An 11,602-nucleotide genomic window follows, 5' to 3' on the forward strand; every position below is an offset into this window, starting at 1 on the left:
ACGATTTCAGCTTTAGGTTACGGTTGGCAGAGGGATTTCAACGGAGGGACGGCAGACATGTGCAATCACTGCGTGATGGAAGGCGTCAAGCGCAATATGCTTTCTCGGCGTCTGTTGTTCAAAGGCGCTGCTGCGGCAGGCGTCGCGTTGGCAGCCGGGGGGTTAATGACACCCGTTCTCGCCCAGACGGCAAAACAGGTCGTTGATCTTACCCATGCTTACGATTCCACCTTTCCAACCTTTGATGGCAAGCCAGGGATCGAATTCGAGTGGGCGGCAGAAATCGCCAAGGATGGCTATCAGCTTCACAAGCTGACCATCTTTGAACATACGGGAACCCATATCGACGCGCCGCTCCACTTCAGCGCCGACGGGGCAAGTGTCGACGAACTCGAGCCGCAAAAGCTTGTGGCACCGCTTGTTATCATCGACATTACTGACCGCGCCAAGGAGGAAGCAAACGCAACGATCGAAGCGGCCGACATCGAAAGCTGGATCAGTGCGAATGGCGATATTCCGGCAGGCGCGTTGGTCGCTCTGCGATCCGGTTGGGCGACAAAGGTCAAAGAACCGGCTTTCCGGAATGACGATGCCGGAAAATTCGCGTTCCCCGGTTTCGGGAAGTCGGCGACCGATTTGCTGCTCAACCTTGATACCGTTGCGATCGGTGTCGATACTCTGTCGCTCGATCCGGGCAACTCCGCCGATTTTGCAGTCCATAATTCCTGGCTGCCCGCAGGCCGCTACGGGATCGAAGGTTTGAACAATCTTGAAGCCCTGCCAGTCAAGGGGGCAACGATTATCGTCGGCGCTCCGAAACACCGTGGCGGAACAGGCGGGCCTGCACGCGTTCTGGCGTTGGTCTGATCGCAACTATCCCGAGCTATTTGTGAGGCCAGATCGAGGCTCTCACACTGACAAAATAGCGACAATCTATTGCGCCTGTCCTCATGCGCGACGCTGGCGACAGTCGCCAGCGCATCGGTTTCGCACGTTTCTGGCGGATAAACAGATTGCGCTTGAACTTCATCAAGCTCGCACACATCCGCCTTGGAAACTTCCCGCCAGACTAGCCGTTCTCGCGGCTCCATAGCGTTGCCAAAACGGCAATTGATAAAGCGAAAATCGGTACTTTATTCGAACAACAGCCATCGACATTATGGTCCCGTCAACAAGCACGGGAAACCGCCGATGGCCTATATCATTACCGATCCCTGCATCGACGTTAAGGATGGCGCCTGCACTGTCGCCTGCCCGGTTGACTGTATCTACGAGGGTGGCCGGATGTTTTACATTCACCCTGACGAGTGCATCAACTGCGGTCTTTGCCTGTCGATCTGTCCCGTCGATGCCATCATGTGGGATCAGGAAGTGCCCGATGAAAAGTCTTCGTATCTCGCTGTCAACCGCGACTTTTTTGGCGTTGCGGTAACCGGGCTCGGTTCGCCGGGTGGATGGGACAAGTCGCAGAGCTTGGCAAACGACCACCCCTATGTGGCTGCCTATCAGAAGATGCCGTCGTGAATGCCGATCAACAACGGGAGGAACCAATGAAAAGCACAGATATCTATGGCGTCATAGCCGCCGTTCCGACACCCTTGAATATTAACGGCGCAATCGATCTCGAAGCCTTCGCCGAGCATTGCACGTTCTGCCTGTCGAATGGCTGCGATTTCCTCAATGTCCTGGGGACGACAGGAGAAGCGAACTCGTTCTCAGCCGATGAACGCGCCGTGCTGATGCAGCAGGCGGCAAGCCGCCTTGATCCACACAAGCTGATGGTGGGAACGGGTACGCCGGATATCGAGACAACCGTAAGACTGACGACACTCGCTCATTCTCTCGGTTATGCTGCAGCTCTTGTCCTTCCGCCGTTTTATTACAAGCCGGTCGAGGAGGACGGGTTGTTTGCCTATTTTGAGCAGGTTGTCACGCGGACAGCTGCGAGCCCGATTGCGATTTACCTTTATAACTTCCCCCAACTCACCGGCATCGAATTCTCGCCAGCGCTGGCCAAACGGCTGATTGAAGCTTTTCCCGACCGCATCAAGGGGGCCAAGGACAGCAGCGGCAACCTCGTCTATGCTCGCCAACTGGCGCAGATTGATAATTTCGCCGTATTTCCAAGCAGCGAGGCCGCTCTTGCCGACGCCGCACGCGACAATTTCGCCGGGTGTATCTCCGCGACCGTCAACATCGATCCAGCCGCCTCCCAAACCCTCTGGAACCATCAGAAGGATGCGGCGGTTCTTGCGCATGTCACTCGCCTGAGGAGCGCCATAACCGCCCATCCATTGATCTCGGCTGTAAAATATCTCGTTGGTCTGCGATCTGGAAATGAGTGCTGGAACCAGGTTCTGGCACCAAATCTGGGGATTACCGATAAACACCGCCAGACACAGTTGAAAGACGTTGCGCCTGCCTCGGTCGCTGCGGCCTGATAGAACACCGCTTGACGCGGCCTGTGAAAACGGGCCGCGATCAGAGTTGAGCACTCCACACGTTGGGAGGCTTGATACCCTCTGTCACCTATCCAGGATAGAGCGGATTTTTTCCTCGAAGCGCTTCAAGTCCGATACCAGAGCCTCAACGACCACCTCGGTGGCGCGCGTCAATTTGCGATATCGCGGCACCACGATGCCGACCTGAAGGTTCTGGAGCTGCGAGCCCGCCAGAGGGATTGCAGCGATTTCCCCAGATTCCAGTTCGCGGACCAGACCGAGCGGCGTGAAGAAAGCCACGCCTTCGCCTGCCATGATCAGCGGCTTCAGCATCATCTGGTTGTTCGTGGCAACCATGGTTCGGGCAAATTTGTTCAGAGCAGCGAGCTCGACGGCAATCATCGAGCTGATCACTTCATTGTCCAGTTGCAGCAACAGGTTGAACTGGGCGCATTCCTGGAGCGTGACCGATTTCTGGCGTGCCAGTGGATGGCTGCCAGCGACGATCGCCATCAGCGGCATGTGAATGCCGGAGACCAGCCTGATGTCATGCGGTCGCGACAGATCGAAGGTGATACCGACATCGACGTCGCCATCGTTGAGGAGCCGGAAAATATTGGTGTAGCTGTCGTTGCGGATGCGGAAATCGACGCCGGGATGCTTCCTGTGAAAGCCCATCACGAAATCCGGCATGAACTGGATCGACAGGCTGTCAAGCATCGCTATATGGACACGGCCAATGCTCTTGCCTTTCAGATCCCCGATATCCGATCGCATGATCTCGAACTGTTGCAGCGTGCCCACGGCATGGCGCAGCACGATCTCACCGGACGGAGTGAGCCGCAATCCATTCGAAAATCTCTCGAAAAGCGGCGTCCCGAGTTCATCTTCGAGCTTCTTGATCTGACGACTGACAGCAGAGGTCGCGACATGCAGCTCTTCCGAGGCACGACGGATAGAGCCATAACGCGCGACTTCGGTGAAATACCTCAGAATATTTGCATGCACACCGCACCTCCAGCCATTGATCCGGTCAATGCTGATGGCATAGCACGGTCAACGGCCCTGCCAAACAGGAGCACGCTTTTCTCGGAAAGCGACGACACCTTCCTGCGCATCCTCGCTCTGCAATGCCCGGATAAGCGCCGGGGTGCGGAGTGCCTGTGCTTCCGCGACATTGAGATGTCCGGTCCGGTTGACCGTCTGCTTGATCGCCTTGAGAGACAGCGGGGCGCAGGCAACGATTTCCGCCACCCAGCGATCGACGGCAGCATCGAGCTCCGCGGCCGGGACGATCTCATTGACGATACCGAAATTCTGCATCTCGGCGGCACTGAACCGGCGTCCCGTCAGCATGACGCCCATGGCCTGATTGAAAGGGATCTTGCGCTGTAACAGCACCATACCCCCGTCAAGAGGCATGCGTCCGACCCGCGCCTCAGGCAGACCGAAACTGGCCGTCTCAGCTGCGATGACGATATCGCAGCCAAGCACCATTTCGAAACCACCCCCCAGTGCATAACCATTCACCCGTGCGATAACAGGGACATCAAGTGTCTTTCGAAACGCCAGGCCACCGAACCCGTTTGTTCGGGTTTGGGCCCAATATTCCAGCCCGGAGGCCCCACTTCCGCCTTTGAGATCGGCGCCGGCACAAAATGCCTTTTCACCCGCCCCCGTTACAACAACACAACTGATGTCGTCCCTCCGCTCAAGGTCCGACCAGATGGCGTCGAGGGCCTCTTCTGTCTCGGCATCGACCGCGTTCAACCGGTCGGGCCTGTTGAGGGTGATACGCACGACACGGTTTTCGACAGAAAATAGAACGGTCACGCCGCATCTCCCTGCAACTCGTCAATCGACCGCAATATCTCTTCGTTGTGCTGACCAAGCGTCGGAGGCTTCAGCCGAACTGAAACAGGAGCCTTCGACATCTCGATCGGCGATCCGATGACACGGACCGGGCCGGCAGGCGTTTCACCGGCATCAAGTATGAGATTGTTGATGATCGTTTGTTCGTCTTCCAGGGCTTCGGGTAGTGAGCGAACAGGTGCGCACAGGATGTCCACCTCCTCCAGACGTCCCAACCAGTATGCCGTGGTATTGGTGAGGTAACGAGCCCGGAAGATGGCATGGAGCTGCGGCCGGGTGGCAGCCTGCGCGTCAAAGTCAGCGTGTTCCGCCTTTGCTGAAAGGTCTTCAATCTCGAGGGCGGTGCAGATGTCGCGCAGCGGGTTGGCCTTGAAGGCCCCTACCATGACCAGCGCGCCATCAGAGGTGTCAAACACCCCGCTCAGCGGGAAGGACGACCAGTTCAGCTCCTTGCCACGCATCATATGCATGGTTCCTTCCTGCATCTGGGCGGCGATCAGGGAACTGTACAGACTGACAGCAACCTCCTGTCCTTCCCCCGTCTTCTGGCGATGCAGCAATGCCAGAAGAATACCCTGGACCAGATGCATGCCGGCGGAGTAGTCGGCTATCGTGGTGGAGTAGATTGCCGTTGGATGCGTGTAGTCGGATTTCCTTTGCATCACGCCGGTCATTGCCTGCGCGAGTGTATCCTGCCCGCCCTTGTGGCGATAAGGACCCTCAACACCAAACCCCGTTCCGACAGCATAGATGATGCGCGGGTTGATTTTTTTGAGGTCGTCATAGCCGAAGCCCATGCGCTCCATCACGCCGGGGCGGAAATTGCTGACGACGACATCGGCGTTGCGCAGCAGTTCCCGCACCGCGCTGCACGCATCCTTGTCCTTCAGATCAAGAGCCAGGCTGCGCTTATTGCGATTAAGCGAGGTGAATACCGGATTATTGAGGCCGTCAGGGTCAGAACCGACGGACCAGCGCGAAAGATCGCCAATCCTGGTTTTTTCGATCTTGATGACATCAGCACCGTAATCAGCCAGCATCTGCGTGCAGCAGGGTCCGAGCATCACCTGGGTGAAGTCAATGACGCGTACGCCATCCAGTGGAAGACTTGTCATTCTGCGGCCTCCAGATAGGTTGCATTGGCGGAGGGGATGTCACCTGGATCAGCGCCCTGCGAACGTAGTGTTTTTTGAATTGTGGCGATATCCGCCTTTCGCGCAACGACACCGGCGTTAAGGGCGACGGTTGCCGCGACACCGGCGGCCTCTCCCATTGCCATGCAAGGCGGGATTTCCCGGCTCGATTTCTGTGCCTGCGGAGTTGCTGAGTAATGGCGCCCGGCGACGATAAGATTGTCCACTTCCCTTGGAAGCATCGCCCGATAGGGTGTGTAATAGTCGCGACCGCGGCAAACCGTATCGAAAAAGTGGCGGCGATCCATGACGTCGTCCTTCGTCACGACATAGGAGCCTTCCAGGAGACGGGTCTGCCGCACGCCGGTCTGCGGTGCGAAATCCACTACATAGGCATTTTCGAAGCCAGGCATTTTCTCGCGCGCAAAATCGAGGAGCCTTGCGATACGGCTGCGGCCTTCTATTTCTGCCTTGGTCAGGTCTTCGACTTTAAGGCCGCTGAGTGTGGGCATATGCGGGCAATTGAGCCAAATCACACCGGGTAGCGGCGTTTTCAGCCACCAGAAGGACCAGCATCCCCCAATCAGGCGCTTGGCCTCGTGGTCGAGACGCTTGAAGGCCTCCGGGTCTTCCTGCTCGAAACGCTCGGCAGCATCTGTGTCAACGCCACCCCAACGAGACACCGTCGTGAGGATGAAGTCGGACTTGACGTGTGAGGCCCCGGCACTCGCTGCCACGTCGAGATCACCCGTCGTATCGACGATGACGTCGCCCATGATGGCCTGCATCCCATCCTTGGTCTGGCAAACGACCCCGGTGATCTTGTCGTCCTCGACGATCGCCGAAGAAAACCAGCTATGCAGGCGAAGCTTCACTTTGGCCTCACCCATCATGTCATAGGCGGCACGTTTAAACCCATCAGGATCGAAGGCTGCTGAATAGCAGATTGGATGCGGCATCGACTGGGTATGAAAATCAAACAGGCCCCAGCGCGCCCAGCGTTGCCATGCCTCCGGTGTATCACGAAATTCAATCAGGCGGTCCCGGTCCGTGGGCGTGACGCAGAGGTCCCAACGTTTCATCCGCTCGATCATTTCGAAGCAGATACCTTTGACGGTGATCTCAAGCTCGTTGACCATGTCGTCCAGCACCAGCACCATGCCGCCAGATGCGAGCCCACCAAGATAGGGATAACGTTCAATGAGCGTGACTGTGGCGCCATTGCGTGCAGCCGAGACGGCTGCGGAAATGCCGGCAGGCCCGCCACCAACCACGACAACGTCCGAACGATCGACAACGGCTATCGTGCGCGCAGGCACGTTAATGACCTGGTTCATAATCATTTTCCTTTTTTGAAAAGCCTAGTGCTGTCCGGCCGGTTTCCAACGGATGACTTTCGCCTCAATCACCGAGACGATGGAAAACAGGACAACTGCGAGCAAGGCAGCGATCACGACCGTGGCGTAGAGCAACGGCGAACGGAAATTATAGGTCGCCTCGATGATCAGCGCGCCGAGGCCGAATGTTGAGCCGATCCACTCTGCAACGATCGCTCCCATCACGCTGCTTGTGGCGGCAATCTTGAGGGCAGCAAACAGAAACGGCAACGAACTTGGAATACGAACCTTCCAAAGAATTTCCGTATTGCTCGCAGACAGAACCCGCATCAGATCCAGCATCGCAGGACTTGCCGACCTCAAACCCTGCACCATATTGACCAGTGTCGGGAAGAAGCAGATCAAACCTGCAATGATGATCTTGGGCGCAATGCCGTTTCCGAAGATCAGAACGAGGATCGGTGCAAGCGCGATGATCGGAATAGCCTTGATGAAGACCGCGATCGGGTAAAACGCCTTTTCGGCCATGGAGCTGTGCACGAACCAAATGGCGAGGAGAACCGCGACCAGGTTGCCGAAGATGAAGCCCAGCAAGGCTTCCATCAGTGTCGGCAACAGATTTTTCATCAGGATCGGTGCGTTTTCACCGAAGGCATAAAACACGTCGACCGGGCTTGGCGCCATGAACGTCGGCACCTCGAAAAACCAGACGATAAGTTGCCAGACCGCGATGCAGGCCGCGCCGGCAAGAATGGCCGGCAAACGCGAGGAAATTCCGTCAGCCACTCCATCGAGAACGGCCAGACGTCGCTGGGAGGCAGATGCGCGGTCTTGTCGTTGAGACTGGGCTACGTCGCTCATAGGCACTCCTCCAGCATTGAACGCAAATGCGCTGTGACCTTGATGAACTCCACTGTGTCGCGCATCGCAAGCGAACGAGGATATGGAATGTCGATGTTGATGAATTCCTTGACGCGGCCCGGATGCGCCTGAAGCATCAGGACTTTCTGGCCCAGGAAAGCTGCTTCCGGAATGGAGTGTGTTACGAACAGGACGGTCGTGCCGGTTTCCTGCCAGACCCGCAAAAGCTCTTCGTTGAGCTTGTCGCGCGTGATTTCATCAAGCGCACCAAACGGCTCGTCCATCAACAGGATGCGTGGTCGAGTGACAAGTGCTCGGGCAATTGCGACGCGCTGACGCATTCCGCCGGAGAGCTCATGCGGCATGGCATTTTCACGCCCTTTCAAACCCACGAGTGCCAACAGTTCGGCCGGGTCGGCATAGGACGATTTGTCGTGTTTCCCGACCTCGATCGGCAGCCTGACATTGTCGATCGCGTTGCGCCAGGGAAGCAGCGTTGCGTCCTGAAACACGAAGGCGAAATCGCGGTTTTCACGTGCCTCTTTAGGGGTGCGGCCAAAAACCGATATCGACCCGGAACTGATGTGCACAAGGTCTGCAATACAGCGCAGAAGAGTGGATTTTCCACACCCTGACGGACCGAGCATCGTTACGAATGCCCCTTCAGGAATGTCGAGTGTAACGTTCGAAAGGGCTGTAAATTCGTTGTTCCTGTCTCCAAATCGGATATCGAGGTTCTTGATGGAAACCGCAGCCTCGGCCCCGCTTTCGAGCGGGTCCGGCGGCAATTTTTTTGCTGCGCTGATCATGACTGTCATCCAACCTGCTTGCGAGCAGCAGCGCTGGCCTCAAGAATGTCGAAGGAAACGACTTCGTCAACGGTCGGAACCTTGTCTTTGAATTGTCCGAGATCGGCATAGGCCTTGATCTGGGCTTCCCAGTTCTCACGGGTCATCCCGCCCCAGCCGTTTTGCCTGGTCGCATCTCCGAACGAGAATTCGATCGCTGGCTTGACCGCCTCAAGTTCGCTCGCCTTGTCGAAATTGGGGTATTCCTCGACAAGGATATCGACGGCTTCCTGCGGATTATCCTTCACATAACCCCAGCCTTTCGCCGCTGCATTTGTGAAACGCGTGAGAACATCCGCCTGTTCGCCCAGTGCCTTGTCGGTGGCGTAATAGACGTTTGCGTAAAGCTGCAAACCTGCGTCCCAGAGCATCAGATCAACACGGTCGGCACCCAGAACCTTCAGGGCGTTCACATTTGTGGACCAGCCCGTTACGGCATCCGCCTGTCCGGTAAGAAGCTGGTTCATGTCCGACCCCATGTTGACCATTTTTACCTGGTCCTCTGGAATGCCATTCTTGGCAAGAAGCGCGCGCAGAAGAATGAACGCTGTCGGCTGGGTGGCAATCGTCTTGCCGATCATATCCTTCGGCTCTCGGATCGGAGACTTGTTGAGAGAATAGTAGGTGAAGGGGTGTTTGTGATAACCGGCCAGGAATGCCTTAATCGGCGCACCGGCACCTCGCGCCAGCATGACCGATGGGCTTGAGGACGTCTGTCCGATGAGGGATTGGCCTGCGGCAACCCCGGTCACACCGTCAACACTCGGACCACCTGGAACAACGGTCAGTTCGATACCCTGCTCCTGAAAGAAACCCTTCTTCCTGGCGACAATTTCTCCGAGAAGTCCGTTGGAGGCGAGCCAACCCAATTGCATCCGGACCTCGGCAATATCCGAAGCTTTCCCGGCTCTGATGTCAATAAAGCTCGATGTTGAAGCAAGGCCGCCGACGATGGCGGTATTTTTCATGAATGAGCGACGGCTCATCGTAAAATCCGGCATGGTAGTTCCCCTTATTGAATGACGATCGTCATTTCTATTTTGATTAAGGGGGATGTTGACCGAAACCTGCGTTCTAATAAAGAACAATAATTCGTGATTTGAATTGCCAAAATGGCAACACTAGGGCCCGTTAGACTACAGAACCGAAGCTGTATCGGGTGCTCGCCATCTTCTTATCTGAGGATATGACTACTCCGGCGCTTGGGTCTGGCCTTGCCGCCTTCTGCCGCTCGGCTCAAAAACCTATATTTCTAAATTAATCACCAACTGAGCCTGTGTTGTTCAAGGCCGCTTGCGGGTGATTTGGGGATGATGTGTTTGTGGTTATTCTGGGAGGGTATTTTGTGTGTGGGGGATATTGGTTGCGGGGGCAGGATTTGAACCTGCGGCCTTCAGGTTATGAGCCTGACGAGCTACCGGGCTGCTCCACCCCGCGGCACCATGACTTTGCCTTTGGCGAAGTCTCATTCAGCAGTGGTGACTGCCGAGAAGCTGACATTATAACAAAAAAGGCCGCGATGTGCGGCCTCTGTTATGGGCTTGAGGCCCTTATGTGATGAGAAGATTTGAATGTTGCGTTTTGCAGACCTGGCAGCGACCTACTCTCCCGCGTCTTAAGACGAAGTACCATTGGCGCTGGGGCGTTTCACGGCCGTGTTCGGAAAGGGAACGGGTGCAGCCGCCCCGCGATAACCACCAGGTCGGCAAAACGCAACAAGCGTTGTTTTTCGAGAAGCTGGGAAGCGATTGCTTCGTTTGATTTGAACACGTCAATTCATCGTTGATGAACATGAACAATGAGAACGATCAAGCCGATCGAGCTATTAGTAACGGTAAGCTTCATGCATTGCTGCACTTCCACACCCGTCCTATCAACGTGGTCGTCTTCCACGGCTCTGATAGGGAACACTCGTTTTCAGGTTGGTTTCCCGCTTAGATGCCTTCAGCGGTTATCCATTCCGTATATAGCTACTCTGCTATGCCCTTGGCAGGACAACAGATCCACCAGAGATACGTCCATCCCGGTCCTCTCGTACTAGGGACAGATCCTGTCAATATTCCTACACCCACGGCAGATAGGGACCGAACTGTCTCACGACGTTCTGAACCCAACTCACGTACCGCTTTAAATGGCGAACAGCCATACCCTTGGGACCTGCTCCAGCCCCAGGATGCGATGAGTCGACATCGAGGTGCCAAACAACCCCGTCGATATGGACTCTTGGGGGTCATCAGCCTGTTATCCCCGGCGTACCTTTTATCCGTTGAGCGATGGCCCTTCCACACGGGACCACCGGATCACTATGACCGACTTTCGTCTCTGCTCGACTTGTCAGTCTCGCAGTCAGGCTAGCTTATGCCATTGCACTCGACGACCGATTTCCGACCGGTCTGAGCTAACCATCGCGCGCCTCCGTTACTCTTTCGGAGGCGACCGCCCCAGTCAAACTACCCACCATACACTGTCCCGGATCCGGATAACGGACCGCGGTTAGACATCCACGAAGATAAGGGTGGTATTTCAAGGATGGCTCCACAAGAACTGGCGTCCCTGCTTCAAAGCCTACCACCTATCCTACACATGCCTTGGCGAATGCCAGTGTAAAGCTATAGTAAAGGTGCACGGGGTCTTTCCGTCTGACCGCAGGAACCCCGCATCTTCACGGGGAATTCAATTTCACTGAGTCTATGTTGGAGACAGCGGGGAAGTCGTTACGCCATTCGTGCAGGTCGGAACTTACCCGACAAGGAATTTCGCTACCTTAGGACCGTTATAGTTACGGCCGCCGTTTACTGGGGCTTCAGTTCAGAGCTTGCACCCCTCCCTTTAACCTTCCAGCACCGGGCAGGCGTCAGACCCTATACGTCGTATTGCTACTTCGCAGAGCCCTGTGTTTTTGATAAACAGTCGCTACCCCCTGGTCTGTGCCACCCCATCATACTTGCGTAAAATGGGGTCACGCTTCTTCCGAAGTTACGCGTGCAATTTGCCGAGTTCCTTCAACATAGTTCTCTCAAGCGCCTTGGTATACTCTACCTGACCACCTGTGTCGGTTTCGGGTACGGTCTATACGGTGGAGCTATTTCCTGGAACCTCTTCGCCGCCCA

At 56.0% G+C, this 11,602-nt stretch carries 10 protein-coding genes, 1 tRNA gene and 2 rRNA genes (1 of these 13 running past the window's edge); 3 read left to right on the top strand and 10 right to left on the bottom strand.

Features of this window, described 5'->3' with window-relative positions:
• Positions 1 to 57: 57 nt before the first annotated feature.
• The 3 genes from FY156_20545 to FY156_20555 all read left to right on the top strand — a co-directional run bounded on the left by FY156_20545 (position 58) and on the right by FY156_20555 (position 2,441).
• Positions 58 to 867, top strand: a complete 810-nt coding sequence (locus tag FY156_20545; protein UXS03916.1) for a cyclase family protein — start codon at positions 58 to 60, stop codon at positions 865 to 867.
• Positions 868 to 1,191: 324 nt separating this feature from the next.
• Positions 1,192 to 1,524 carry a ferredoxin family protein gene (locus FY156_20550; GenBank protein UXS03917.1) on the top strand — a complete coding sequence of 111 codons (333 nt, stop codon included), beginning with the start codon at positions 1,192 to 1,194 and terminating at the stop codon, positions 1,522 to 1,524.
• A gap of 26 nt (positions 1,525 to 1,550) precedes the next feature.
• On the top strand, positions 1,551 to 2,441 hold the full coding sequence (locus FY156_20555; protein UXS03918.1) for a dihydrodipicolinate synthase family protein: 891 nt from the start codon (positions 1,551 to 1,553) through the stop codon (positions 2,439 to 2,441).
• 84 nt (positions 2,442 to 2,525) lie between these two features.
• On the opposite strand, the gene FY156_20560 is transcribed toward FY156_20555, so the two are convergent.
• From FY156_20560 to FY156_20605, 10 genes are all read right to left on the bottom strand, one after another.
• On the bottom strand, positions 2,526 to 3,449 hold the full coding sequence (locus FY156_20560; GenBank protein ID UXS03919.1) for a LysR family transcriptional regulator: 924 nt from the start codon (positions 3,447 to 3,449) through the stop codon (positions 2,526 to 2,528).
• A gap of 48 nt (positions 3,450 to 3,497) precedes the next feature.
• Positions 3,498 to 4,274 carry a crotonase gene (locus FY156_20565; protein ID UXS03920.1) on the bottom strand — a complete coding sequence of 259 codons (777 nt, stop codon included), beginning with the start codon at positions 4,272 to 4,274 and terminating at the stop codon, positions 3,498 to 3,500.
• Positions 4,271 to 5,428: a CoA transferase gene (locus FY156_20570; GenBank protein ID UXS03921.1), complete on the bottom strand. Its 1,158-nt coding sequence runs from the start codon at positions 5,426 to 5,428 to the stop codon at positions 4,271 to 4,273. Before FY156_20570 ends, FY156_20565 begins: the two co-directional genes overlap by 4 nt.
• Positions 5,425 to 6,783, bottom strand: coding sequence for an FAD-dependent oxidoreductase (locus tag FY156_20575; GenBank protein UXS03922.1), 1,359 nt, complete (start codon positions 6,781 to 6,783; stop codon positions 5,425 to 5,427). Before FY156_20575 ends, FY156_20570 begins: the two co-directional genes overlap by 4 nt.
• 24 nt (positions 6,784 to 6,807) lie before the next feature.
• The gene (locus tag FY156_20580) at positions 6,808 to 7,644 is read right to left on the bottom strand and encodes an ABC transporter permease (protein UXS03923.1); all 837 of its coding nucleotides are present in this window, start codon (positions 7,642 to 7,644) and stop codon (positions 6,808 to 6,810) included.
• A complete protein-coding gene (locus FY156_20585; GenBank protein ID UXS03924.1) occupies positions 7,641 to 8,453 on the bottom strand; it encodes an ABC transporter ATP-binding protein in 813 nt (270 codons plus the stop codon). The genes FY156_20580 and FY156_20585 overlap by 4 nt, the downstream gene beginning before the upstream one ends.
• Positions 8,454 to 8,458: 5 nt before the next feature.
• On the bottom strand, positions 8,459 to 9,493 hold the full coding sequence (locus tag FY156_20590; GenBank protein ID UXS03925.1) for an ABC transporter substrate-binding protein: 1,035 nt from the start codon (positions 9,491 to 9,493) through the stop codon (positions 8,459 to 8,461).
• Positions 9,494 to 9,852: 359 nt separating this feature from the next.
• Positions 9,853 to 9,929, bottom strand: a tRNA-Met gene (locus FY156_20595).
• A 150-nt stretch (positions 9,930 to 10,079) separates the two neighbouring features.
• A 5S ribosomal RNA gene (gene rrf, locus FY156_20600) occupies positions 10,080 to 10,194 on the bottom strand.
• 95 nt (positions 10,195 to 10,289) lie between these two features.
• A 23S ribosomal RNA gene (locus tag FY156_20605) occupies positions 10,290 to 11,602 on the bottom strand (it continues 1,492 nt past the right edge of the window).

The organism is Agrobacterium tumefaciens (genome assembly GCA_025559845.1).
Classification (GTDB): Bacteria; Pseudomonadota; Alphaproteobacteria; order Rhizobiales; family Rhizobiaceae; genus Agrobacterium.

Coding starts and splice junctions, on each gene's coding strand:
- FY156_20570 (UXS03921.1), bottom strand. CDS start 5,428: ATGACAAGTCTTCCACTGGATGGCGTACGCGTCATTGACTTCACCCAG.
- FY156_20550 (UXS03917.1), top strand. CDS start 1,192: ATGGCCTATATCATTACCGATCCCTGCATCGACGTTAAGGATGGCGCC.
- FY156_20585 (UXS03924.1), bottom strand. CDS start 8,453: ATGATCAGCGCAGCAAAAAAATTGCCGCCGGACCCGCTCGAAAGCGGG.
- FY156_20575 (UXS03922.1), bottom strand. CDS start 6,783: ATGAACCAGGTCATTAACGTGCCTGCGCGCACGATAGCCGTTGTCGAT.
- FY156_20590 (UXS03925.1), bottom strand. CDS start 9,493: ATGCCGGATTTTACGATGAGCCGTCGCTCATTCATGAAAAATACCGCC.
- FY156_20555 (UXS03918.1), top strand. CDS start 1,551: ATGAAAAGCACAGATATCTATGGCGTCATAGCCGCCGTTCCGACACCC.
- FY156_20580 (UXS03923.1), bottom strand. CDS start 7,644: ATGAGCGACGTAGCCCAGTCTCAACGACAAGACCGCGCATCTGCCTCC.
- FY156_20545 (UXS03916.1), top strand. CDS start 58: ATGTGCAATCACTGCGTGATGGAAGGCGTCAAGCGCAATATGCTTTCT.